The organism is Streptomyces sp. NPDC093221, assembly GCF_044753885.1.
GTDB lineage: Bacteria > Actinomycetota > Actinomycetes > Streptomycetales > Streptomycetaceae > Actinacidiphila.
In genome coordinates, this window is the sequence record NZ_JBIVOA010000004.1 from 586,893 (window position 1) to 611,460 (window position 24,568).

The following is a 24,568-nucleotide window of genomic DNA, read 5'->3' on the forward strand; positions in this document are numbered from 1 at the left end:
ACGCCGACAGCCGCGCCTCCGCGCAGGGCGGGGCACGGCTGTCGGTCCGTCAAGTCACCGCTACAGAAGGGGCGTTCAGGATGTTCAGGACACGGAGTCCCGCTCGCGATCCGTCCTGAAGTCGGCGTGCAGCCTGCGGGTGTGGTCCACCGTGCGGGCCGGGCCGGTCAGGGCGCAGACGACGGTGAGCCGCAGATCGGTGGAGGAGGCGCCGAGCCGCAGCTCCAACTCCCCCGGTTCCACGACGCGTCGGCCGTCGCGGCCGGTGAACGCGGCCAGGTCGGCGGGCACGGTGACCTCGACGCGGGCCGACTCGCCGGGCGCGAGGGCGACCCGGTGGTAGCCGACCAGTCGCTGCACGGGCTGCACGACCGAGGCGACCGGGTCGTGGAGGTAGAGCTGGACGACCTCGGTGCCGTCCCGACGACCGGTGTTGCGCACGGTGAAGGCGAGGGCGATCTCCCCGTCCGTCCCGGTGTGCAGGCGCGGCACGTCCAGGTCCGTCCACTGGAATCGGGTGTACGTCAGCCCGTGGCCGAAGGCGAAGGCCGCGGTGGGGTCGATGCTGGAGACCTCGCTGGCCTTGCCGAGGCGCGCCGCCAGATACGTGGACGGCTGGCCGCCGGGGCGGCGCGGGACGCTGACGGGCAGTCGGCCGGAGGGCTCGACCCGGCCGCTGAGGATTCCGGCGACGGCGGCGGTGCCCTCCTCGCCGGGGAAGAAGGACTGCACGACGGCGGCGGCCTCGGTGGCGGCGCGGCCGAGCGCGTAGGGCCGCCCGGCCAGCAGGGTGACGATCAGCGGGGTGCCGGTGCCCGCGAGCGTGTCCAGCAGGGTGTCGAGGAGCTGCTGCTGCACGCCGGGCAGCGTCAGCGACTCCGCGTCGCAGCCCTCGCCGCTGGTGCCGCGTCCGAACAGGCCCGCCCGGTCGCCGAGGGCGAGGACGACGGCGTCCGCGCCGCGTGCCACCCGGACCGCCTCGGCGAAGCCGTCGGTGTCGGCGCCGTCGATGCTTGCGCCGAGCGCCGAGACGATCCGCGCGCCGGGGAATTCGGCGACCAACGCCTCGCGCAGGGTGGGCAGTTCGATGCCGAGCGGGGTGTCGGGGTGCTGTCCGCCGACGTGTACGGGGAAGGCGTAGCAGCCCAGCACGGCGGTGGGGGTGTGGGCGTTGGGGCCGATGACGGCGATGGTCGCGGGGCGGTCCAGCGGCAGGGTGTCGCCGTCGTTGCGCAGCAGGACGACGCTCTGCTCGGCGACCTGCCGGGCGATGGCGCGGTTGGCCGGCGGGTCGAGGTCGACCCGGCCGCGCAGCGCCTCGGTGTCGATCCCGGCGTCGGTGAGGTCGGCCGGGCCGTCGGCGGAGGCCGTGCCAAGGCCCTTGAGGGCGGCGGGAGTCGGGTCCCAGTCGGCGTCGAGGAGTCCGAGCTGTGCCTTCTGGATCAGCACCCGGCGTACCGCGCGGTCGACGAGGGCTTCGGGTACCTTCCCGTCGGCGACGGCCTTGAGCAGGGGTTCGCCGTACGCCTTCACGGTGGGCAGTTCGACGTCCACGCCGGCCGCGAGGGCGGCGCCCGCCGCTTCGCCGAGGGTGCCCGCCACGCCGTGCAGGGTCTGGAGGAAGGCGATGCCGAAGTAGTCGGCGACCACGGTGCCGGTGAACCCCCAGGTGTCCCGCAGGAGTCCGGTCAGCAGGTGTTCGTCGGCGGCGGAGGGGACGCCGTCGGTGTCGGTGTAGGCGTGCATGACCGAGCGCACCCCGCTCTCCCGGATCGCCATCTCGAACGGCGGCAGGATCACGTCGGCGCGCTCCCGTACGCCCATGCCGACCGGGGCGAGATTGCGGCCCGCGGTGGAGGCGGAGTAGCCAGCGAAGTGCTTGAGGGTGGCGACGACTCCGGCGGACTCCAGGCCCTGGACGTAGGCGGTGCCGAGGGTTCCGACGAGGTACGGGTCCTCTCCGATCGTCTCCTCGACGCGGCCCCAGCGGGCGTCGCGCACTACGTCGAGGACCGGGGCCAGGCCCTGGTGCACGCCGACCGAGCGCATGTCGTCGCCGATGGCGCGGGCCATGCGGCGGATCAGCGCGCGGTCGAAGGTGGCGCCCCAGGCCAGCGGTACGGGGTAGGCGGTGGCGCCCCAGGCGGCGAAACCGGCCAGGCACTCCTCGTGGGCGAGCGCGGGGATGCCGAAGCGGTTGGCCCCGGCGATGGCGCGCTGGGTGCGCAGCAGCGACAGCGCGCCGAGCGCGGGGTCGACCGGCGCGGTCCCGAACGACCGGGTGAGCTGCCCGAGTCCTTGCGGCAGCAGCGCCTCCAGGTCGACCGGCGCTTCCATCTCGTGCTGGAACGGGGCGACTTCGCCGCCGTCGTCGGACGCTCCGACCCAGACGCCGACGAGTTGCGCGGCCTTCTCCCGCAAGGTCATCGCGGAGATCAGCGCGTCGGCCCGCAGTTCGGGGGCCAGGTCGGGGTCGCGCCAGGGTTCGGTGACGGGTTCTGTCTCTTCGACCACGGTGTCGGTCACTTTCCTCCGACGCCCATGAGGCCCTGGACCAGGGCGCGCCGGGCGAACAGGTAGACGATGAAGATGGGCAGCATCGACAGCACCACCGCGGCCAGCAGGCCGGGGACGTCGATGCCGTGCTCTGTCTGGAAGTTGTAGAGGCCGAGCGTGATGACCTTGGATGAGTCGGACTGCGTCAGGACCAGCGGGAACAGGAAGCCGTTCCAGGACTGGAGCGCGGAGAAGACCACGATGGTGGACAGGCCGCCCTTGGACAGCGGCAGCACGAGCTGGAAGAAGACCCGCCAGGGCGCGGCGCCGTCCATCGCCATGGCCTCGTAGAGGTCGGGGGTGATGTCGCGCATGACGCCGGACAGGATCAGCGCGCACACCGGCATGGAGAACGCGGCGGTCGGCAGGATGACGCCGATGAGGTTGTCGTAGAGACCGGCCTTGGTGATGACGTAGAACATCGGCACGATCACGGCCTGCGCGGGGATGGCCAGGCCCAGCAGGAAGACCCGGAAGACGCCGGTGGTGAGGCGCCCTCGGCCGCGGACGATCGCGTACGCCAGCGGCGGCACGAGCAGCAGCACGATGGCGACGACGGCGAGGGTGACCAGCACCGTGTTGAGGAAGTACTGGCCGAAGCCGTTGTGGAAGTCCTGCGTGTAGTTCTTCAGCGTGAAGTGCCGGGGGAAGCCCAGCGGGCCGCTCTTGAAGTAGTCGCTGCGGCTCTGGAGGGTCGCGGCGAGCATCACGTACAGTGGCAGGCCCACGAGGAAGAGCCAGACCAGGGAGCCGAGCCCGGCCAGGTAGTTGGGGCGGTGGCGGTTGGTTCGGCGTGTCATCACAGGCCCTCCGCCGAGCTGCGCATCTTGTCGTATCCGGAGACCTTGACGACGATCAGCGAGACGATCGTGGCGATCACGACGAGGACCAGGGCGATGGCGGAACCGCCGCCGAAGTCGAAGCTCTTGAACGCCTTTTGGTACATGTAGTAGGCGCTGATGGTGGTGTCGGTGCCGGGGCCGCCCTGGGTGAGGATCAGCACGGTGTCGAAGGTGGTGAGGCCGCCGACCACCATCAGGATCATCGAGGTGATCATGGTGTTGCGCAGTTGCGGCAGGGTGATGTGCCAGAACTGCCGGATGGTTCCCGCGCCGTCGATGGCCGCCGCCTGGTAGAGCACGGGCGGGACGGCGCGCGCGGCGCCCTGGTAGATCAGGGTGTGGAACGGGGTGTACTGCCAGGCGCCGACGAAGACGAGCACGCCGATGGCGCCGGACCGCATGCCGAGCAGATTTCCGTCCCCGAAGAGCCATCTGGCCTGTGCGGGCACACCGAAGTTGGGGTCGAGCATCGCCCGCCACAGGACCGAGATCGCGGTGGCCGACAGCAGCAGCGGGATGAAGTAGACCGCCGAGAGGATCGCGCGGTTGCGCTGGTGGCCCGCGGCCCAGACGCCGAGCAGCAGGCTCAGCGGTGTCTGGATCACGACGCCGAGCACCGTTATCAGCGCGCTGAGCCACAGGCTCTGGATCATGGTGTGGTCGTGGATCAGCGCCTTCCAGTTGGCCACGCCCGCCCACCGGGGTGAGCCGAGTCCGTCCCAGCTCGTGAAGGACAGCACGGCGACCAGCAGCAGCGGAACGACGGCGAAGCAGACGAAGAACAAGGTGGCGGGAACCGCCCAGGCCAGACCTGGGCGGGTCACCGCGGAGCCGGAGCGGCGGCCCATCCCGGCCCGGTGGGCCGTGCCGCTCCGTGCCGCAGGGGGCGATGTGGTGATCATGTGGAGGGTTCCCTGGTCAGGACGACGGCAGGGCCTGCATGGCCTTGATGAACCCGTCGGCGTCGAGCTTGCCGTCGAAGAACTGCTGGACCGCCGTGTGCATCGCGGTGCTCGCCGACTGCGGGTACGCCTGGTCCCAGGAGAGCTGGAAGGACTTCGCGTCCTTGACCAGGTTGTACTGGTACTTGGAGTAGGCGGGATCGGCCGAGGTGTCGAGGAACTTCTCGGTGTTCCTCGTCGTCGGCAGATTGCCGATGCCGAGCTGTGCCTGCACGAATTCGTCGCTGTACTGGAGCTTGAGGAATTCGGCTATCGCGTCCGGATACTTGGTCTTCTTCAGCACCGAGTAGAAGTTGTTGGTGTTGCCCACCACGTCGGTCGGGTCGCCGACGCCGCCGGTCACGGTCGGGAAGGTGCTGAAGCCGAGGTCGTTCTTGGCGAAGTCGGCGTTGGCGTCCTGCTGGGTGGAGTAGTACCAGGAGCCCATCAGCTCGAACCCGGCCTTGCCGGTGGCGACCAGGGCCGCGGAGCCGTTGTCGGTGAACTTCACCGAGTCGTAGTTGGTGCCGAAGGCACCGGCGTCGACCAGCTCCTTGAGCATCGACAGCGCCTTCTTGCTGTCGGCGCTGGCCCAGGCGCTCTTGTCGCCCGCGAGCGCCTTCTCGAACAGGCCGGGGCCCGCGACGCGGTCGTAGACGTACTCGTACCACATCAGGGTCGGCCACTGGTCGCCGCCGCCGAGCGCGATCGGGGTGATGTGCTTGGACTTCAGGACCTTGACCGCGTTGAGCAGGTCGTCCCACGTCTTGGGCTCGGTCAGGCCCGCGTCGGCCAGCACCTTCTTGTTGTTGAAGAGCAGGACGGGCTGGGTGCCGCGCATCGGGATGCCGTAGGGCTTGCCGTCCACCTTGGCGCTGTCGAACACCGACGTCAGGAAGTTGTTCTTGAGCCCCGGGTCCTTGGCGATCATCTCGTCCAGCGGCAGCAGAAGCCCCTTCTTGACGAAGGGGGCGATGCTGCCGCCGCCCCAGTTGAAGAAGACGTCGGGCGCCTGCTTGGTGCTGATGAGCGTCTGCAGCTTCTGCTGGTAGTCCGCGCCGGGGATGGTGTCGAGGACCGCCTTGACCTTGGACGTCTTGTTGAACGTCGCGACGATCTGCTTCTCGACCTTGTTGGTCGCGTCCCCGTAGACCAGCACGTGGAACGAGCCGGCGCCGCCCGAGTCGCCGCCGCTGCTGCCGCCACAGGCGGCCAGGGACATTCCGAGCACGAGCGCCACGCCGCCGGCCAGGGCTCTGGCGGTCGCGGCGCGGGAGAGCAATGCGCGCTTCTTCATCGGTCCAGCCTTTCGAAAGATTCGACATCATCGCCGAAATTTGCTGCGCGCTGTGACGGTAAAGTGCACCCGGAGAGGGGGTCAAGGCTCGCGTCACGGGTTACCAAAGCGTGACCCAACACCCGATCGGACCACCGAACTGACGCGGTGTCGGCTTCGACAGTTTCGAGAAAGATGTCGGAACACGAGACGAGACCGGCGAGCGGGGCCGACGGCGGGCCGGACGCGGGGGCGGCTCTGCCGCACCGTTTCAATGACGTTTCAATTCAGCGCCGCGACAATGCGAAGCCTTGGCCGAAGGACGTATTGACCCCCAGCTCAATCGCGCCATAGGTTCAGCGGCGCCGAATTGAATCGTTCTTAGTGGTGCGGGCTGCGGGACGCGGCTCGTGGAACACCTGGAGCCCTCTTGTCCTCTGCGCATCCCCTCCGTGGCACGCTCTCCCGACGGTCGGTCCGCATCGCGCAGGCCGTCGCCGTCGTCGGCGCGCTCACCGCGACCACGGCCCTGTCGGGGCCGGCCTCCGCCAACTCCCCCCACTCCGCCTCCTGGCGGAAGTACGTACGGGCACCGTCGAGCCGCGAGGTGCGGCCGGTCGCCGTGACGGCCACCACCGGCGACGTCGCCCACCCTCAGGGCGTCCTCGGCAAGGGCACCGCCACCCTCAACAGGCCCGCCCCCAAGCCCAAGCCGACGTGGCCGGCCGACACCACGGCCGCCGCCTCCTCGTACCACGACGGCAACAACGGCAACGACGGCAAGCCCCGTACCTACGTGCCAGGCAACGCGGTCGACGGCGACACCGACACGTTCTGGAACGACGCGAACGCGGCCACGTATCCCGCCTGGCTGGAGATCACCAGCCCGACCCCGGTCACGCTCCCCGGCATCACGGTGCTGTCCAACAGCGACGGCGTCCCGCAGGACTTCACCGTCGAGACCTGGGACGGCTCGGCCTGGACCACCCGCGCCACCGTCACCGGCAACTCCGACGTGCGGCGCGCAGTCGCCTTCTCCTCGTCCGTGACCACCGCGCGGGTGCGGATCACCGTGACCAAGGACCAGTCCTCGGGCAAGGGCGAGTACACCAGGATCAACGAGGTGTGGCCGGGGCTGGTCGCCGCCGAGCCGGTGCCCAGCGTCACGCTCGACTTCGGCAAGGTCGTCTCCGGCTACCCCCGGATCAGCTTCGCGGGCGCCTCGGACAACAGCCCCGGCGTGCGGGTGGCCTTCTCCGAGACGCTCGACTACCTCACCGACCGCTCCGACTACACGCGCTCCGACGTCTCCGGCGGCCCCGGCACCGATCAGTACGCGGTCCCCCGGCAGGGCGGGATCTGGACCGACCACAAGAGCTGCCTGAGCGGTACGAAGGTGTGCGCCGACGGTCTGCACGGCTTCCGCTACATGAGGATCAGCCTGGACGCGCTCCCCTCCGACGCGCCGCTCGCGCAGCCGTCGGGCACCGTGCGGATCGACGGTGTCTCGCTCGACTTCACCCCGTTCCTCGGCACCCCGGACTCCTACACCGGCTGGTTCGAGTCCTCGGACGCCGAGCTGAACCAGTACTGGTACGACGCCTCGTACACCAACGAACTGGTCACCGACACCTTCCGGTCGGACGACGTCGACCCGCGCAACGCCGACAGCCCGACGCTGGACGGCAAGCTCGTGCTGCACGACGGCGCCAAGCGCGACCGCGACCCGTATGTGGGCGATGTCGCGGTCTCCGGCCGCACCACGTATCTGACCCATGACGCGGCGGTCGCCGCCAAGAACGTGCTGGCCGACCTCGCCGACCACCAGCGCGGCGACGGCTGGATACCGCCCGCCTCGATCAACACCTACACGCTCCCGCTGTTCGACTACCCGCTGTGGTGGGTGACCAGTAGCTGGGACTACGTGCTGTACACCGGCGACACGGCCTACGCCCGCGACTACTACGCCAACCTCGTCAAGACGCTGGACAGTTGGTACCCGAGCGTCACAGACGCCAACGGCCTGCTGTCCAAGGGCCTGAACGGCACCGGCGGTTACGGCGACTACGCCTTCCTGCCCCGCAGCGGCGAGGTCACCTACTACAACACCCTCTACGTCCAGGCGCTCAAGGACGCGGCGGCGCTGGCGACGTCACTGGGCCACGGCGCGGACGCCGACCGCTGGCAGAAGCGCGCCGCCACCGTGAGCACGGCGATCAACACCCGTCTGTGGGACAGCGCCGCGGGCGCCTACCTCGACTCGGCGACCGGCGCGGTACGGCACGGGCAGGACGGCAACGGCCTGGCCGTGGTCGCCGGGGTCGCCGACCCGACGCGCGCCGCCTCGGCGCTCGACCACCTGTCCCGGACCACCGCCCAGCCGTACGGCAACGCCTTCATGGACAACAACACCCTGGTCCCGGACGGCTCCCAGCGGGTCTACGCCTTCACCTCGTACCCCGAGATCCAGGCCCGTTTCCTGGCGGGCAAGGCCGACTCCGCCATCGACGAGATCAAGCGGCTGTACGGCTGGATGGCAGGTCACGGGCCCGGCATCACCGACTGGGAGGGCATCGGCCCGGGCGGTTCGATGTACGAGGGCGGCTTCACCTCGGCGGCGCACGGCTGGTCGACCGGGGTGGTCCCGGCACTGACCAACGACCTGCTCGGCGCGACGCCCGTCACTCCCGGCTTCGCCACTTGGAGCGTCGCACCGCACCCGGGCTCCGTCACCTGGGCGCGCGGTCAACTTCCCACGCTGCACGGTCCGTTGACCGTCGGCTGGAAGCGCGGCGGCGGTGACCGGCAGTTCACGCTCGACCTGACGGCGCCCAAGGGGACGTCCGGTGTCGTCGACCTGCCCGCGGCGGGCACGCGCGTCACCGTCAAGGTCGACGGCCGGGTCGCCTGGGACGGCTCGGGGGCGCACGCCTTCCAGGCCATGCTCAAGGACGGCCGGGTGACACTGCGCGGCATCCCGGCGGGCAGCCACACGATCACGGTGACCGGCAAAGCGTCCTGAACCGTCCGCCGCACACGCCCTCTCCCGGACCGGCGCCTCGGCCGGGCCGGGAGCGGCCGGTCTCAGGAGCGGGCCGGGAGAGGCCGGTCTCAGGAACGGGCCGTGGATTCCGGGAGAGCCGTGGGTTCCGGGAGAGCCGTGGAATCCGGGACATCCGTGGAATCGACGTAGTGGACGGTCGGCCGGGGGTGCATCAGGAAGTCGTGGTGCGAGATGTTCCAGGCGTACGCCCCGGCGAGCGCGAACAGCACCCGGTCGCCCGCGCGGAGTCCCGCCGCCGGGACCCGCCGGGCGAGCACGTCCTTGGGTGTGCACAACTGGCCCGCCAGCGTGACCAGTTCACCGTCGGCCGCCGAGCGCGGCCACGGGTGCGGCCAGTCGTCGACCGGCAGCAGCGCGCAGGGCTGGTCGTGGCCCTTGGCCGCCGGGGTCCGCAGATGGTGGGTGCCGCCGCGCAGCACCGCGAACTCCTCGCCGTGGCTGGGCTTCACGTCCAGCACGTCGGTGGCGTACCAGCCGCAGTACGCGGTCAGGGCGCGGCCCGGTTCGATGCGCAGCAGCGGTCCGGGGTGGGCGTCGAGCAGCCGGGCGAGCCCCTCGCCGTACGCGGCCCAGTCGAAGCGGTCCGCCGGGCGGGTGTAGTCGACGGCCATGCCGCCGCCGACGTTGACCTCCCGGAGCGGGACGCCGTGCCGCGCCGTGAGGTCACTCGCCCAGGCGACCACGGCCTCGGCGACGGCGAGCAATCGCGGCGCCGGGAGGCCGCTGGCCAAATGGGCGTGCACACCGCGCAGTTCGAGGTGCGGGTGGCTGCCGTCGGTGAGCGCGCGGACGGCCGCGTCGGCCTGCGCCGGATCGAGGCCGAAGGGCGAGGGTCCGCCGCCCATGGCCAGCACACCCGTCGCCAACTCCCCCGGTGCGACAGCGAGGTTGAAGCGCAGCAGCACGCCGACGCGGCTCCCGCGCGCGGCCACGAGATGCGCGAGCACGCGCAGTTCGTACGCGCTCTCCACGTGGAAGCGGTCCACGCCGAGGTCGAGCGCGGCCGTGATCTCGGCGGGGGTCTTCCCCGGTCCGCCGAAGGCCAGCGGGCGGCCCGGCACCGCCGCCGCCACATGGGCGGCCTCGCCGCCGGACGAGACCTCGTAGCCGGTCACGTACGGGCCGAGCGCCGCCAGGATCTCCGGCTCCGGGTTGGCCTTCGCCGCGTAGTACAGCTCCGCCCGCTCGGGCAGCGCCGCCCGCACGGCCGCCGCGTGCGCGCGCAGCGCCGCCAGGTCGTAGAGGTAGGCGGGCAGTTGGGCGGTCGGAAGGGCGAGAGCCGTGGTCCGTACGGAGTCGGGGACGGCGACAGGTGCGGGTGCGGGTGCGGGTGCGGGTGCGGTCATGACTGCGTCCTCGCGTCGTCGGGATCGCGGTCGGCGCCGCGCACGGGGTGTCCGGGTCCGCCGTCCGGTGCCGGCAGGACGTCCTCGGCGAGGGGCGACGGCAGGCGTACGTATCCCGCGAACCGGTCGGCCGCGCGTTCCCAGCGGGTGAGGAGATTGGCCTTGGCGGGCAGCGGCGCTCCGGCGAGCAGGGCGTCGAGCCGGGGGTGATGGCCGTGCTCGTCCGCGTGGTCGCGGATGGCGCGGCGGACCTCGGCCCACAGGGCGGGTTCGGTGTCCGGGTGGAGGTCGGCGAGGGCGGCCAGCATCTCGGCGACGTGGTTGACCAGCAGGCAGTAGACCACCCGGTCCCAGCCCCGGTCGGCGTCGTAGCGCAGGGGCTCCGCGACCTCGGGCGGCAGCGCGGCGAGGGCGTCGGCGCAGGGGCCCGAGAGCAGTTCGGGGACCAGTTTGGTGCCCTCCAGGTCGCGGAAGAGCACCTGGACGGGGTCGCCGTCGGTGTCGACGCAGACCAGCACGTTCTGGAGGTGGGGTTCGAGCACCACGCCGTGGTCGAAGTAGGCGGCAAGCACCGGGGGTACGAGCAGCCGCAGGTAGGCGCGCCACCAGCGCAGGGCCGCCGCCGGGCCGCCGTCCGCGACCAGCCGGGAGATGTGCCCCGGTCCTGTCGGGTACTCGTCGGCGACGGCGGCGGCCAGCAGCGCGGTGCCGCCGGGCCCGAGCCGCCGGTCGAGCCCTTCCCTGACGATCACGCCGAAGCCTTCGAGCAGCGACTGGTCGGGGCGGCCGTCGCGGCCGGGCAGGGCCAGGCTGCGGTAGGCGGGCTCGCGCAGGACGTCGGCGCCGGGGAAGCGGGCGGCGAGGTCGGCGAAGGCGGGCCGCAGCATCCGGGTCAGGGCGACGGCCCCGGCCAGTTCGTAACTGGCGTTCTTGCGCAGGCAGTTGGTGATCCGCACATTGAGGCTGAATTTGAGGAACGTGTCGCCGTCGTAGAGGGTGCGGACGGAGGCGGTGGCGGCGAAACGGGTCCTGCCGGGGCCCAGGTCCAGCACGTCGCGGCGGTCCAGGGCGGCGCGCAGCGCGGGGTGGCGGCGCAGCAGGTCGTACTGCCAGGGATGGGCGGGCAGCAGCCGGTAGCCCGTGGGCACGGCCGCGAGCCGGTCCAGCGGGTCGGTGGCGCCGGGCTCGGCGCACTCCTGAACGGTCAGATCCTCGCGCACGGCGAGCAGCCGCAGCGGGAAGGACGCCGAGGTCTCCGGTGCGTAGGCGGCCCATGAACCGGGTTCGCCGCCACGGGACTTGGGGGCCGGGTGGAAGCGGTGGCCGTAGACGAGCGACTGTTCGGAGGCGAGGTATCCGGCGAGCGGGAGCCCGGCCGCGACCGGGCGCGGGGCGCGCAGCGCGGTGGCGACTCCGTGGTGGCTGGACTCCACCTGGTCGAGGAATTCGTCGTTGGGCACGCCGGTGAGCGAGGTCAGCTCGGCGTGGGTGTGTTCGGCCAGCCGTCGCCAGTCGATCTCGGTCCAGTCGTCGTGGCCGGTCTGTTCCGCGACCGGTCCCGCGAAGCGGTGCGCGCCGAGCAGTGAGGTGCGGCGCAGCGCGACCCGCAGCCGTACTCCGGTGCGGGGCAGCCGTACCAGCAGGCGGCCGTCGATGACGGCGGTCTGGTGCTCGGGCCCCGACACCTCGCGGAGCAGGCAGTTCAGCAGGGTGTGGGCCACGGCCCGGTCCGCGTCGGGCAGTCCCGCGTGCCGGGCGCAGTCGGCGGGTCCGGTGATGGTGGGCAGCGTCATCAACGGCTCCGCAGAAGGTAGTTGGGTCCGGTGGTGTAGTGCTTGTTGATGTCGGTGGCTCCTGAGCGGTCCTTGGTGAGCAGCGTGCCCGCGCTCACCATCGCTTTGACGGGCAGGCGCGGTGCGTCGAGCACACGCGCGCGCAGGGTCTCGCCCGCTTCGCCCGGCCCGGTGCCGAGCCGCCGCGCGGCCCGGTCGAGCAGGTCGCGTACGCGGCCGAGCAGGTCTTCCAGCGGGGCGCGGCCGAGCCGCGCGAGAGCGAACGCGTAGGCGCCCGCGCACAGATGGACGGTGATGGTGGTGAACAGATCGGCCACCGGGCCGTCGTCGTCCACCAGGATGCGCGGGTCGTCGAAGGCGGCGCGCTCCGGTGCGTCGGGGCCGAGGGCCGCGCGCAGCCGCACGCGGTTGACGCGCAGGCCGTCGTCGTCCTTGAGGAGCAGGCGCAGCCGGGTGCGGCCTTCGGGGTCGTCCAGCAGCAGCGAGATGTTCTGCTGGTGGGACTCCAGGGCGATGCCGTATCCGAAGAGCGTGGTCTGCCAGTCGAGGAGCAGGGTGAGGACCGCGTCGAGCAGGGCGAGCGGGTCACCGCCGTAGTAGCGGTCGGCGATGTGGTCGATGACCGGCCGGCCGTCGGGGGCCTCGGCGAGCAGCGCGGCCATGGGCAGGACGGCGCAGCCGTCGAGGCCGGGCGGGTGGCGGCGGACGAGCACGGCGAGGAGTTCGTGGCCCGCGTGCGCGAACCGGGTCTCGTCGGCGTGCAGCACGCTGTCGCGGAAACGCGGTTCGCGCGCGGTCACCGCCTCCAGCAGCCGCTGCCCGGCCGCGCCGTCGATCAGGCTGCCCGGTTTGATCGTGCGCCGGTTGAGCAGCCCCAACGTCGAGGTGGCCAGGGGCAGTTTGAGGTGGGTGCCGGGGTCGGCGAGGACCGCGACGGTGCGGGTCGACAGTGTGGGCGCCACGTCCAGGTAGGTGCGGTCGGCCAGTACGGACCTGCCGTCGAGGCCGGTGGCGCGCAGCGCGTCCCGCAGCGGGCCGTCCGCCGTGAGGGGGTGGACGGGGAAGGCGACATGGGTGCCGTCCAGCTCCTGCGGCAGGCCGAGGGTGAGGGCGGACGGCCGCAGAACGCCGAGGCCGAGGCCGTCGGGTGCCCGATCGCCGTCCGCGCCCTGCACGGTGACGGCCTCCCTGGGCAGGGCGAGCCAGCGCAGGGCGAAGCGTGGCGCGAATTCGGGCGCGTGGGCGAGGAGTTGACGTTCCGTCAGTCCGCTGCGGGCGGCGGAGGTCGGGTGCACCGGGTGGCCGTACCGGGCGGCCAGGGTGTCGTACGCGAGGGCGCCGGTGAGTCCGGTCCACCCGGCGGGGTCGCCGCCGTGGCGTGCGGTGAGCCGGGCAACGGTGTCGGCGCGGGTCGCGGTCCGCAGCCGCAGGGCGGTCAGCGCGTCCCGGTACTCGTCCGCGAAGGCGGTGAAGCCCGCGCGGTCCTCGGGCGCCGCGAGAGTGCGCAGCGCCGCCAGGACGTCCTCGCCGGTCGTCAACTCCCGCCCGCCGGGCTCCTGGAGCAGCAGCGGAAGCCGGGCGGCGTACTCGCTCTGGAAGCCGTCCGCCGTGACCGGCAGCAGGAGCGCCGACTCCTCCCCTGCCGGGTCGGTCACGGGCAGCGGCAGCGGCAGCGCGTCCGCATCGGCCTCGGGGACCGGCAGTCGCAGCCAGTCGCCGTCGGGGCGGCGTACGAGGGCGCTGCCGGTGCGCAGGCGCACGACGTCCTCGCGCAGCAGCGTGCTCAACACGTCGAGCAGCAGGGCGCGTTCTTCGTCTCCGGCGGCCCGGCCGGTCACCGTCACGGCGTGATCTCCCAGCGGTGCTCGGCGAGGAAGCCGGTGACGGCCCGCTCCACGGCGTCCTCGTCGGGTCCGATGGCCCGGACGACGCCCAGCAGGTCGCGGTTGGTGCGGTGCAGCGGATGCCGTTCGCCGACCGCCCGCAACGGCCGGTAGGTCAGGCGCACGCCGTCGGCCGTCAGGTCGGCCGGGCCGGGGGCGGCGGTGAGGGTGCCCGCCTGCCGCGCGTAGGGGTAGTCGAGCCGGGCGGCGCGGCCGGTCGCGGTACGCAGGTCGGCCGGGAGGGATTCGCCCAGATGGGTGCGGAGGATGTGTTCGAAGAGCGGCAGGTCGAGCAGTTCGGCCAGCAGCAGGTCGCACTGGTCGCCGATGGCGCGGTAATTGACCTCGATCAGGCGCGCGCGCCCTTCGTGCAGCACGAATTCGGTGTGGCAGGCGCCGAATCCGACGCCGAGGGCGTCGAGTTGGGCGAGGACCTGGTCGACGACGGGCGCGGGGTGCGCGGGGACGAAGGTCAGCCGCTCCTCGATGAAGTACGGCGGCGGGGACAGCGTGGTGCGGAAGCCGCCCAGCACATGGCGGGTCGTACCGTCGCCGAGGGTTTCCAGGGTGAGCAGTTCGCCGGGCAGGAACTCCTCCACGACCAGTGCGGCGCCCGGCCGGTCGGCCTGGATCCGCCGGACGCGGCGCTCCAGGTCCGCCGGGTCCTCGGCGCGTACGACGTCCTCGCTCGCCACGCCCTCGCGCGGTTTGACGACGCAGGGGTACGGCACGTCGAGTCCGGCGAGGCAGGCCGCCGGGTCCTGGCCCGCGGGCACCTGCGCCGACCACACCGTGTCGACGCCCGAGGCGGCCAGGACCCGGCGCGTCTCGGCCTTGTCCTTGGTGCGCAGCGCGGCCTGCCAGCTCTTGGCGGGCAGGCCGAAGTAGTCGGCGGCCAGGGCGGCTTGGACCTGGAGGTGGTCGCTGTTGGTGAAGACGGCGTCCGGCGGCCGATAGGTGGAGACGCGGGTGATGACGGCGCGGAAGTCGCGTACGTCGCACTCCAGGACGCCGACCGCCGGATCGTCTCCGTACGCGGCCCGGTGCGCGGCGGGCTGGTCGGTGAGGACCGTGACGTCCAGGCCGAGGCGGCGGGCGGCCGGGAGGAATCCCTCGGTGACCGAGTCGGTCGGGTTCAGAGCCAGCACATAGAGCCGCATGGGGGTCCACTTCCGGGCGCGCAGTCGTTCGGGCCGACGGTCGTGGGACGACCGGTGACCAGGGGCGCGACGAGCCTAGGTTAGGCATGCCTAACTCTGTCAATTCGCCCCGGCGCGGCGCCGGTTGACGGCCGTGGGCACCGGCGCGTCGGTGCGATTGTCATGCCGTCCGCTGATCCGATCATGTCCACCGACCGGCGCGCGCGACACCGATTTCCGCCGTGCCCGGAGGTCCGCCGCCGCCCCGGTTCGCACGCCGTCCGTCCACCGTCCGACCTGAGCGCGGACGGGCGGTGGACGGACCTTGGACAGCAGGTGAAGCGGGCCGAACCGCCCTACGCCATACGGGGGTTCGGGTGGCGCCGGGCCGCGGCGGCGTCGTTAGCATGTCCGGAGATCCGCGATCTCCCTTGGCTCTCCGTGCGATCGGGGCCAGGGCGGAGGGCGGCCGATGACGTCGGATGGAGGTCCGGGTGGACGGTTTCGCCGAGGCGATGCTGGAGCGGGTGCGCGTGGCTCGGGAGGCGGTGGCCGCCGCGGGGCGGGCGGGGGACGCGTACGCGTTGGCCGTGGCCTGCGACGAGTTGGACGACGCGCTCCGGATCGCCCGCGCGAACGGGGTCGACGCGGACCTCCCGGAGGACGGGGACAACGGCGGCGCGGAGACCGGCGGCTGACCGCGGCCGGACGCCCGGCCCGCACTCCCCCGGCACCGCACCCGTCCGGCCCCGATCCCCCTGGCGCGAACCCGCCTGTTATCCGCCGCCGCCCATGGGCAGCCTGGGAGCAGGGGTCCCGATGCGGCGTCCGCCCCGCCGTACAGTGTCCGGCACACCGCGACGAGGGGATTCGGCATGATCACCGAGCCGGAGATGGTCGAGGAGCCGGAGCCCGACCGCCCCGCCCCCGACATCCTGAGCGGCGCGGGTCACGCGCCGCCGTCGCTGCGCTCCGCGCTCTCCCGGCTGCGCGCCCGCCTCCCGCCGCCGCGCTCCCCCGCGGACCCGTACCGCGTCCGCGACACGGGCGGCGGTCACGGCGGCGAGGACAGGGGCCCGACCCTCAAGCCCTGGCGGCCACGGCCCGAGGGACGCCGGGGCCGCGTGCTGTGGGCGCTCGGCGGCGTCGTCACGGCGTCGGCGGTCTGGCTCGCGGTCCTCCAGTTCACCGGGTACGGCGGCCCGCGGCCGGACCTGCACGGCTATCACCTCGCGGACAACCCGTGCACCAGCGACAATCTCCAGCCGCTGTCCGACGCCTTCGGCACCGAATTCCTCCAGGGCATCCCCGTGATCACCAAGGGTCCCGCCCTCGATCACGCCGCCTGCACCCTGACCACGTCGGTGACCGGGAGCGGCGACTGGGAGACGACGTACACGGTCACCGTCACCGTCGACCTGCACAAGAAGTCCGACGTGCACGCCGAATTCGCGGACCTCTCGCATGTGATCGTTCCCGACCCCACGACCGCGGGTTCCGGCGACTTCCTGTTCATGACCGACTCGCCCGAGGTCACCAAGGCGTTGCGCGGCCTCGGCGACCAGGCGTTCACGATCTACGGCACCGCGCGGCAGGCCGTCACCGTCCGGCACGGCGGCGCCGTCTTCTCGCTCAGCGTGGACGGCATCAAGCAGTGGAACGGCGTGGCCGCCCGCCCGCTGAACGCCGACGGCTCCCCCATCGAGGCGACCCCCGCCGACACCATCGCGCTGCGCCCGGCGCTCATCCGGGCCATGCGCCACCTGATGAGCGCCCTCGCGCACTGAGCCGAGCCCCGTCGAACCGAACCGAGTGCCGAGCCGGGCCGAGCCGAGTGGAGCCGGGCCGAGCCGGGCCGACTCAGCCCACCGGCCCGGCGCGCGGCCCGCCGCCTCACGTGCCCAGGACGGCCCGCAACTCCGGCTGGAGCGCGTCACCGTGGGCGCGCACCATGTCGTCGCACAGCTCCCAGATCCGTTCGACGGGGAGCGAGGCGGCCGTCGCCGGGTCGGTCATGGCGGCGTGCCGGATGTGGCGGGGGTCGCCCTCGATCGCGGCGCGGACGACGAGGTCGGTGGTGCTGAGGTAGGTGCGGTTCAGCGCGGCGCACTGCGGCGGCAGCGCGCCGATCCGGGTGGGCTGGACGCCCAACGCGTCGACCAGGCACGGCACTTCGACCGTACCGGCGGCCGGGAGGTCGTCGATGAGGCCGTGGTTGGGCACATTGCCGTAGATGGTGCGCGGGGTGCCGGTGGTGATGCTGTGGATCACCTGCGGCGCGTACTCCATCGTGCCCTCGACCGGCAGCGGGAGTCCGGCGGCGAGCGCGGCGCGGGTCTTCTCGTACGCGGCCACGTTCTCGTCCACGATGCCGAGGTACGCGCCGACGGGCAGCCGCAGCCGCTCGATCTCGCTGTCGTGGTGCAGGTACCAGGGCACGTACTCGGAGGAGTGCTCGCTGGTCTCGGTCGGGTAGTAGCCGAGCCGCCGGTACATGTCGACGCGGACCCTGCGGCGCAGTTGCGGGTCCTGCGCGATGAGCGCGTCGAGCCGCGGGTAGACGTCCTCGCCCTGGTACTCGAAGCGCAGCACCCACGCCTGGTGGTTGACGCCCGCCGCGTGGTAGGTGACCTCTTCCAGCGGGATGCGCAGCAGCTCCGCGAGGTCGTGCATCGTCCAGTACACCGAGTGGCACAGGCCGACGACCCGGGTCAGCCCGGTCGCCTCGGCGAGGTACTGCACGTTCATCGCCATCGGGTTGGTGTAGTTGAGCAGCCAGGCGTCGGGGCAGACCTCCGCGATGTCCCGGCCGAGTTCCCGCAGGACGGGGAAGGTGCGCAGCGCGCGGAAGATGCCGCCGACGCCGAGGGTGTCGCCGATGGTCTGGCGCAGGCCGTGGCGGGCGGGGACGTCGAAGTCGGTACGGGTCGCCTCGCCCATGCCGACCTGGATGATGTTGATGACGAAGTCGGCGCCTTCCAGGGCCGCGCGGCGCTCGGCGTGCGCGGTGATCAGCGGCGCCGCGCCGCGCTCGGCCGCGATGTGCCGTGCGGCCCCGTCGGCGGTGGCCAGCCGCTCGGCGTCGATGTCGTGCAGCGCGATGTGCACGTCCTTGAGCTCGGGGAAGGCGAAGAGGTCGGCGAGCAGGCCCTGGGTGAAGACGACGCTTCCGGCACCGATGAAGGCGATCTTGGTCGTACGGGCGGCGCCGCTGGTCGTCGTGCGGGGTGTGGTGCTGGCTGTGCTCATGACGGGTTCTTTCCGTTGCGGGTGGTGGCGGCGCGGGAGGCGCCGAGCGCCTCGTCCCAGGTGGGTTGGGCGGTGGTGCCGCCGTGCGCTCGGGTGGACAGGGCGCCGCAGGCGGCGGCCAGGGCGAGGGCGGCTGCCAGGGGCAGGCCCGCCAGGGTGGCGGCGACGAAGCCGGCGTCGAAGCTGTCGCCCGCGCCGACGGTGTCGAGCGGCCGTACGGGGACGGCGGGGGCGCGCAGCGGGCCGCGGCCGTCGTGGGCCAGGGCGCCGTCCGCGCCGTTCTTCACCACCACCAGCGGACCGCGCGCGGCGAGCAGGGCCGCGGCCCGCTCGACGTCGGCGGGCTCGGGGTCCCCCGCCGGGATCTTCCCGCGCGCCTCGGGGTCACCGGACGCGGCCTCCCCGCCGGCCGCCAGGGCGCACGCCTCCCTGGCGTTCGGCAGCAGGATGTCGGTGACGGGGAGCAGCGCGGCGATTCCGGCCGGGTCCCAGCCGCCCGCCGGGTCGTCGTTGGTGTCGAGCGAGGTGGTGGCGCCGTGCGCGCGGGCGGTGCGGAAGAGGTCGGGCAGCGCGGTCGCGAGTCCCGGCAGCAGGAAGTACGAGGCGGCGTGCACATGGCGGCTGTGCGCGAGCAGCGCCTGGGGCACGTCGGCGCCGACGGTGGCCGTGAGGGTGCCGGGCGCGGTGAGGATGGCCCGGTCGTCGCCGCGGGTGAGCACGGTGGTCAGCGGCGTCGGCAGGTCCGGGTCCACCCGCAGCGCCGCGGTGTCGACGCCGCGCTCGGCCAGGGCGGTACGGACGTACCTGCCGGTGTCGTCGTCGCCGATCCGGCCGGCGATGGCGACCTTCAGGCCGAGCCGGGCGGCGCCGCACGCCATGATCGCGGCGGAGCCGCCGAGGGTCAGCAGGCCGGTGGGGACGAGCTGTTCGCGCTGGCCGAAGGCGAGCGGGGCGTCCAGCGGCCCCAGGACGATGTCGGGATTGGCGTCCCCGATGACGAGCAGGTCGAACGTGTCCGGCATGAGCTGGCTTTCTGTGGTGGTGGGGCGGAAGTCCGGCGGCGGGAGTCCGGGCGGTGTCCCGTCATCCCTTCGGGCGACGGAGCGGGTCCGTCCGTCCTCGGGCGACGGGGCGGTGTCCCGTCAGCCCTTCAGGCCGCTGGAGGTGATCGACTGGATGAACTGCTTCTGCGCCGCGAGGAAGGCGAGCAGCACCGGCAGGACGGTCAGGACGTTGCCCGCCATCACCGCGGACCAGCGCGTGTGGTGCAGGCCCTGGAAGGTGGTCAGGCCGAGTTGCAGCGTGTACTGCGTGTCGTGGTTGATGGCGATCAGCGGCCAGGTCAGGTCGTTCCAGGTGCTGAGGAAGGTCAGCACCGCGACCGTGCTCAGCGCGGGCCGCGACAGCGGCAGCACGATGAGCAGCAGCACGCGCAGCCGTGAGCAGCCGTCGATCCACGCGGCCTCCTCCAGCTCCCTGGGCAGCGAGAGGAAGAACTGCCGCAGCAGGAAGACCGCGAAGGGCGTGACCAGCGACGGCACGATGAGCGCGCCGAGGGTGTCGATCAGGCCGAGCCGCTTCATCACCAGGAAGGTCGGGATCATGGTGAGCTGGAACGGGATCGCCATGGTGGCCAGCATCAGCACCAGCAGGGTGCGCGAGCCGGCGAACCGCATCCGGGCGAAGGCGTATCCGCCGAGCGCGCCGAAGACGAGGTTGGAGACGACCGCGACGACGGAGACGATCAGCGAGTTGGCGAACCAGCGCGGGAACAGCGCGTTGCCGAGCACGTAGCGGTAGCCGCCGAGGTCGATGTGGGAGGGCCACAGCGCGGGCGGGAAGCGGTTGATCTCGGCGTTGCTCATCACCGAGCTGACCAGCAGCCAGATCAGCGGGACCGCGAAGAGCAGGGCGAGCGGGGCGAGCAGCAGGTGCCAGCCGCTGAAGGGCAGCCGCGACCGCCGGGGGCGGGGCGCGCTCGGCCGCGGGGCGTCGGCGTTCCCGGCGCCGGGCGGCGCCGCGTCGGGCAGGGCTGAGGTGACGGTCATCGCGGGGCTCCTTCGAGGCGTACGGGCTCGCGGCGGCGCAGGGCCCGCGTGCCGACCGCGATCACCAGCAGGGCGAGCGCGAGCACGTAGGCGGCGGCTGCCCCGTAACCGGCGGTGAAGTTCTTGAACGCCTGCTCCCAGATGAAGTAGACGATCACGGTGGTGGAGCCGAGCGGTCCGCCCTTGGTGGTGACGTAGACGAGGTCGAAGACTTGGAGGGAGTTGATGGTCTGCCACAGCAGCAGGAAGACGTTGACCGGGGTGAGCGTCGGCAGCACGACGTGGCGCAGCAGTTGGCGGCGTCCCGCCCCGTCGAGTCTGGCGGCCTCGATGAGGGACTGCGGCACGTCCTGGAGCGCGGCGAGGTAGACCACGACGCAGAAGCCGGTGCCGCTCCACAGGGAGATCGCGACGAGGACGAGGAGGGCCTGCGAGGGATCGGTGAGGAACCCCTGCGGGGAGACGCCGATGGAGTGCAGTACGGAGTTGGCGGCGCCGAACTGCGGGTCGAGGATGAAGGAGAACAGCACGCCCTGCGCGGTGGCCGAGATGACGAACGGTACGAAGATCAGGGTGCGGTAGACGCCGACGAGCCGGATGCGCCGGTTGAGCGCGAGGGCGAGCGCCAGGCCCAGCAGCATGCTCAGCGGGACGTACAGCGCGGTGTACTCCAGGGTGTTGCGCACCGCCTGGCTGAAGTGCGGGTCCTTGGACAGGGCCCGGTAGTTGGCCAGGCCCACCCAGCGGCTGGGGGTGACCAGGTCGTCCGCGCGGAAGGACAGCAGCAGCGACCAGACCACGGGGACGACGCTGAGGCCGAGGATGACCACGATCGAGGGCGCGATGAAGGTCCACGCGGTCGCGGACTCGCCGCGCAGCCTGCGGCGGCGGGCGCGCAGTTGCTGTGCGTGCTCGCGGTCGCGGTCCTGGTCGGACAGGGTGAGCGGGGCGGGGCGGCGCTGCGCGGGGCCCGGCCTGTGCCGGGGCAGCAGCCGCGGCGTGGTTCTCGACATGGGTCTCCTCAACGCGGGATGAGCAGTGCGGCGTTGGCTTCGTGCGCACAGTCGCGCAGTGCCTTGGCGGGGGTGCTGCGGCCGAGCAGCACCGCGGTGATCGCCTGGCCGAGCGCCTCGGAGATCTGCGGGTAGGCGGGGTGGGCGGGGCGTACCCGCGCGGTCTCCAGGGCCTTGGTGAAGACCGACAGACCCTCCGTGCGGGAGCTGCGGTCCTGCCACGCGGGCAGCGCCTGGGTGCTGCGGCTGAGCGGGAGGCTGCCGGCCTGGATGTCCCACCGCACGTCCTGCGGCGGCTGGATCAGCCACTCGACGAAGGTGCGGGCGGCGGCGACGCGCGCCGAGCCGTTGTCGAAGACCGTCCAGGTGTCGGGCCCGGAGATGGTGACCTCTTTCCCGCTGTAGCTGGGCAGCGGGACGACGTGGTAGTCGATCTTGGCCTGGATGACGTCGGGCAGTTGCCAGGGGCCGGTGGGGACCATGCCCATCCGGCCGGAGAGGAAGACCTGGTACATCTGCTCGCTGCCGGGCTTGGGGTCGATGTAGACGCTCTTGTCGGAGGCGAGGGTGGCGATGGTCTCCAGGGCGCGGACGCCGGTGTCCTCGAAGCCGATGCCGTGGCCGTCGGCGGAGATGACCTCGCCGCCGAGGTCCCAGATCATCGGCCAGATCCGCCAGACGGTGTCCTCGTCGCCGACGCCCGGCCAGCCGGTGCCGAAGGTGCCGTCGGCGTGGCTGGTGAGCTTCTTCGCGGTGGCCGTGAACTCGTCCCAGGTCCAGCCGGGCTCGGGCAGCGGCACTCCGGCGCGGGCGAAGAGCTTCTTGTTGCAGACGACGGCGAGCGAGTCGATGAGCGCGGGCGCGGCACGTACCCGCTTGTTGACGGTGACGGCCTCGCGGGCCGGGGTCCAGAAGTCGTTCCAGGGGGTGGGGCCGTGGGCCATCGTCGCCGTGAGGTCCACGACCTTGGGGCTGCGGGCGATGCTGGCCAGGTCCGAGCCGAAGATGTAGGCGATGTCGGGGTACGAGCCGGAGGCGAGCGCGGCGGTGACCTTCTGGAGCATGGCGTCGGACAGGACGCCGCCGCCGGGGTCGACCCTGATCTTCGGATGGGTGCGGTTGAACTCGGCCACCAGTTGCTGGATCGCGGCGCGGCCGGTGTCGGTCTGGCCGTGCCACAGCTCGACGGTGACCCGGCCGTCCGCGCCCACGCCGTCGCTCTCGCCGGTGCCGCAGCCCGCGAGCAGCGCGCCCGCGGCGGCGCCGGAGAGCAGTCCTGTGCCGCGGCGCAGGACGTCACGGCGGGAGAGTCCGGTGTCCCGGCGCGGGTGCCCGGCGGGCGGCGGGTCGCCGGGGAGCGGGCTGCGGGGCAGGACGGGGCCTGCGGTCATCGGTGCCTCCAGAAGGCGGAAGTGCGAGTGCGGGTGCCGGGCGGCGGCTGGGGGGCGGGGCCGTTGCCCGTGCCGGGCGGCGGGGGCCCGGTGCGCCGACGGGGGCGGCGCACCGGGCCGGCCGCGGCCGGCCGGCGGTCCCGACGGCCGGCGTGGTCGGCCGGGCGGGCGGAACAGCCGGTCGGCGGGTTCAGCGGGTCAGCAGGTCTGGCGGACGTATCCGCTGGTGCCCAGCGGTACGACGTCCACGTCGCGGCGGACGACGCTGAGCTTCGTGCCGTAACCCGAGCACGCCTTCTGGAGGCCCTTGGCGGTGTACTCGATGACGATCACGTTGTTGCCGAAGCCGGAGGTGTAGTCGCCGCACTCGTTGTACGTGGCGCATTCCTCGGCGACGGCGAAGTCCAGGCCGTTGGCGACCCGGTCGCCGGACAGTTGCGGGGTGTTCTTCTGCGCGATCGCCATGTTCTTGGAGTGCGCGTGGGCGGAGAGGAGCTTGATGTACGACTCGGCCTCGGCCTTGGTCAGGTAGCCGGAGAAGCGGTCGTAGGTGTCGAAGTTGTCGGGTTCGACACCCTGGAAGCCCTTGGCCGCGCACTGGTCGACCCAGCCGTTGACCTTGGCGGCGATCCGCTGCCGCTTGTCGGCGGTGCGGATGTCGAGGATCGCCTCGTTCCAGTCCTTGTCCTTGACGACGGCGCCCTTGGAGTCCCGCAGCAGCAGGTCGGCGTCCCACTGGCCCTCGGCGCCCTCCTGGGCCTGGAAGGCGTTGACGTAACAGATGTTGTAGACCCCGGCGGCGGCCGGAGCGGTGTAGTCGCGGCTGACCACGGAGACACCGGCGGGCGGGGTGTAGGGGCCCCCGATCTGGTAGTCGAATCCGGCGTGCGCCGGAGGCGGGGAGACGGACTGGGGCGCGGCCCCTGCGGAATCGGGAGCGAGTGAGGGGACAGCCACGACTGCGGCGACGGCCGCGAGGGCGGCCAGACTCCGACGGGACCGGACACGATTCATGCGCATCATCGAGCTCCTGATGATGGGGGGTACGTCCCCGCCTCGGACGCTGACAGCGATCCTGGCGACTTTGTCCGGGCTTGCGGCGCACGGCCGCCCACCGGCTAGGCGTACCTCTGACGTCGGTGCTCAACTCCGACGTTCGCCAGGAGTTAACCGCGCAGAATTCGTCATGTCAACCGCCCTCTTCTGCGCAAATCATGCTCACTTACGCATCGGAGTGCGCATTATGCTGCACGCATGCTGAGAACTGAGCGTCATGCGCGCATACTTGAGCATGTCTCCGCCAGGGGCGGCATCGACGTCCACGAGCTGTCCCGGCTGCTCGGCGTCTCCACGGCCACCGTCCGGCGCGACCTCCAGCACCTGAGCGAACTCCACCTGCTGCGCCGCACCCACGGCGGGGCGGCGGTCGGCCCGGTCGACCTGGAGGTCCCGCTCCAGCACCGCGCGGGCCGCAGCCGACCGGAGAAGCAGGCCATCGCGAGGGCGGCGGCGGCCCTGGTGCCGGACGGCGCGGTGGTCGGCATGAACGGCGGCAGTACGGTGACGGAGGTGGCCCGGCTGCTGGCCGCCCGAGGACCGCTCACCGTCGTCACCAACGCCGTGAACATCGCGGCCGAGTTGGTTCTGCACAAGCACGTGACGCTCGTCGTGATCGGCGGCAACGCCAGGAACGCCAGCTATGAGCTGGTGGGCCCGATCGCCGAGAAGACCCTGGCCAGCTACCACACCGACATCGCCTTCCTCGGCGTCGACGGCATCAGCGCGGCCCACGGCTGCACCACGCACGACCAGTTGGAGGGCGGCACCGACCGCGCCTTCGCCGACAACAGCGACCGTACGGTCGTGGTCGCCGACCACACGAAGATCGGCCGGGCCACGCTCGCCAAGATCTGCCCGCTCGCCGAGATCCACGACCTGGTGACCGACGGGGCGGCGCCGGACGCCGAGCTGGCCCGTATCGCGGGCGCGGGCGTACGGGTGACGGTCGGCTGAGCGCTTTCCCTCAC

The 24,568-nt window shown here is 72.2% G+C and carries 18 protein-coding genes; 4 read left to right on the forward strand and 14 right to left on the reverse strand.

Annotated features, from left to right (window positions below):
- Positions 1-84: 84 nt before the first annotated feature.
- Genes ACIQCJ_RS19575 through ACIQCJ_RS19590 form a run of 4 tightly spaced genes read right to left on the reverse strand, consistent with a single transcriptional unit; the run spans position 85 to position 5,636 of the window.
- Positions 85-2,526 (reverse strand): beta-glucosidase, encoded by a 2,442-nt coding sequence (locus tag ACIQCJ_RS19575; protein WP_402712037.1) that lies wholly within the window; start codon positions 2,524-2,526, stop codon positions 85-87.
- The gene (locus tag ACIQCJ_RS19580; protein WP_391045476.1) at positions 2,523-3,356 is read right to left on the reverse strand and encodes an ABC transporter permease subunit; all 834 of its coding nucleotides are present in this window, start codon (positions 3,354-3,356) and stop codon (positions 2,523-2,525) included. The genes ACIQCJ_RS19575 and ACIQCJ_RS19580 overlap by 4 nt, the downstream gene beginning before the upstream one ends.
- Positions 3,356-4,297, reverse strand: a complete 942-nt coding sequence (locus ACIQCJ_RS19585; protein ID WP_401311287.1) for a carbohydrate ABC transporter permease — start codon at positions 4,295-4,297, stop codon at positions 3,356-3,358. The genes ACIQCJ_RS19580 and ACIQCJ_RS19585 overlap by 1 nt, the downstream gene beginning before the upstream one ends.
- A gap of 19 nt (positions 4,298-4,316) precedes the next feature.
- On the reverse strand, positions 4,317-5,636 hold the full coding sequence (locus tag ACIQCJ_RS19590) for an extracellular solute-binding protein (RefSeq protein ID WP_355345733.1): 1,320 nt from the start codon (positions 5,634-5,636) through the stop codon (positions 4,317-4,319).
- A 409-nt stretch (positions 5,637-6,045) separates the two neighbouring features.
- Here ACIQCJ_RS19590 and ACIQCJ_RS19595 point away from each other — a divergent pair, with 409 nt between their 5' ends.
- On the forward strand, positions 6,046-8,637 hold the full coding sequence (locus ACIQCJ_RS19595; RefSeq protein ID WP_402712038.1) for an alpha-L-rhamnosidase C-terminal domain-containing protein: 2,592 nt from the start codon (positions 6,046-6,048) through the stop codon (positions 8,635-8,637).
- An 89-nt stretch (positions 8,638-8,726) separates the two neighbouring features.
- Here ACIQCJ_RS19595 and ACIQCJ_RS19600 read toward each other — a convergent pair whose 3' ends face one another.
- From ACIQCJ_RS19600 to ACIQCJ_RS19615, 4 genes are read right to left on the reverse strand one after another with little or no spacing between them, the layout of a single operon-like run.
- Positions 8,727-10,025 (reverse strand): type III PLP-dependent enzyme, encoded by a 1,299-nt coding sequence (locus tag ACIQCJ_RS19600; RefSeq protein ID WP_402712039.1) that lies wholly within the window; start codon positions 10,023-10,025, stop codon positions 8,727-8,729.
- Positions 10,022-11,818: an IucA/IucC family protein gene (locus ACIQCJ_RS19605; protein ID WP_402712040.1), complete on the reverse strand. Its 1,797-nt coding sequence runs from the start codon at positions 11,816-11,818 to the stop codon at positions 10,022-10,024. Before ACIQCJ_RS19605 ends, ACIQCJ_RS19600 begins: the two co-directional genes overlap by 4 nt.
- Positions 11,818-13,656 (reverse strand): IucA/IucC family protein, encoded by a 1,839-nt coding sequence (locus ACIQCJ_RS19610; RefSeq protein ID WP_402712138.1) that lies wholly within the window; start codon positions 13,654-13,656, stop codon positions 11,818-11,820. Before ACIQCJ_RS19610 ends, ACIQCJ_RS19605 begins: the two co-directional genes overlap by 1 nt.
- Before the next feature lie 2 nt (positions 13,657-13,658).
- The gene (locus ACIQCJ_RS19615) at positions 13,659-14,861 is read right to left on the reverse strand and encodes an acetyl-CoA carboxylase biotin carboxylase subunit family protein (RefSeq protein WP_402712041.1); all 1,203 of its coding nucleotides are present in this window, start codon (positions 14,859-14,861) and stop codon (positions 13,659-13,661) included.
- 473 nt (positions 14,862-15,334) lie between these two features.
- Here ACIQCJ_RS19615 and ACIQCJ_RS19620 point away from each other — a divergent pair, with 473 nt between their 5' ends.
- Together ACIQCJ_RS19620 and ACIQCJ_RS19625 are read left to right on the forward strand one after the other, a co-directional pair.
- Positions 15,335-15,538: a hypothetical protein gene (locus tag ACIQCJ_RS19620; RefSeq protein ID WP_402712042.1), complete on the forward strand. Its 204-nt coding sequence runs from the start codon at positions 15,335-15,337 to the stop codon at positions 15,536-15,538.
- 177 nt (positions 15,539-15,715) lie between these two features.
- Positions 15,716-16,627: a hypothetical protein gene (locus tag ACIQCJ_RS19625; RefSeq protein ID WP_402712043.1), complete on the forward strand. Its 912-nt coding sequence runs from the start codon at positions 15,716-15,718 to the stop codon at positions 16,625-16,627.
- A gap of 106 nt (positions 16,628-16,733) precedes the next feature.
- Here the strand turns inward: ACIQCJ_RS19625 and ACIQCJ_RS19630 are convergent, their stop codons facing one another.
- From ACIQCJ_RS19630 to ACIQCJ_RS19655, 6 genes are all read right to left on the reverse strand, one after another.
- On the reverse strand, positions 16,734-18,089 hold the full coding sequence (locus tag ACIQCJ_RS19630) for an alpha-glucosidase/alpha-galactosidase (protein ID WP_402712044.1): 1,356 nt from the start codon (positions 18,087-18,089) through the stop codon (positions 16,734-16,736).
- Positions 18,086-19,111, reverse strand: coding sequence for a carbohydrate kinase family protein (locus ACIQCJ_RS19635; protein ID WP_402712045.1), 1,026 nt, complete (start codon positions 19,109-19,111; stop codon positions 18,086-18,088). Before ACIQCJ_RS19635 ends, ACIQCJ_RS19630 begins: the two co-directional genes overlap by 4 nt.
- A gap of 120 nt (positions 19,112-19,231) precedes the next feature.
- Complete coding sequence (locus tag ACIQCJ_RS19640; RefSeq protein WP_355345762.1) at positions 19,232-20,137, reverse strand: carbohydrate ABC transporter permease; 906 nt, start codon at positions 20,135-20,137, stop codon at positions 19,232-19,234.
- Positions 20,134-21,150, reverse strand: coding sequence for a sugar ABC transporter permease (locus ACIQCJ_RS19645; RefSeq protein ID WP_355345765.1), 1,017 nt, complete (start codon positions 21,148-21,150; stop codon positions 20,134-20,136). Before ACIQCJ_RS19645 ends, ACIQCJ_RS19640 begins: the two co-directional genes overlap by 4 nt.
- A gap of 8 nt (positions 21,151-21,158) precedes the next feature.
- Positions 21,159-22,541 carry an ABC transporter substrate-binding protein gene (locus tag ACIQCJ_RS19650; protein WP_401310835.1) on the reverse strand — a complete coding sequence of 461 codons (1,383 nt, stop codon included), beginning with the start codon at positions 22,539-22,541 and terminating at the stop codon, positions 21,159-21,161.
- Positions 22,542-22,739: 198 nt separating this feature from the next.
- Positions 22,740-23,561 (reverse strand): endo alpha-1,4 polygalactosaminidase, encoded by an 822-nt coding sequence (locus ACIQCJ_RS19655; RefSeq protein ID WP_355346065.1) that lies wholly within the window; start codon positions 23,559-23,561, stop codon positions 22,740-22,742.
- A gap of 234 nt (positions 23,562-23,795) precedes the next feature.
- On the opposite strand from ACIQCJ_RS19655, the gene ACIQCJ_RS19660 reads away from it, so the two are divergent.
- On the forward strand, positions 23,796-24,554 hold the full coding sequence (locus tag ACIQCJ_RS19660; RefSeq protein ID WP_355346062.1) for a DeoR/GlpR family DNA-binding transcription regulator: 759 nt from the start codon (positions 23,796-23,798) through the stop codon (positions 24,552-24,554).
- The last annotated feature ends 14 nt before the right edge of the window (positions 24,555-24,568 follow it).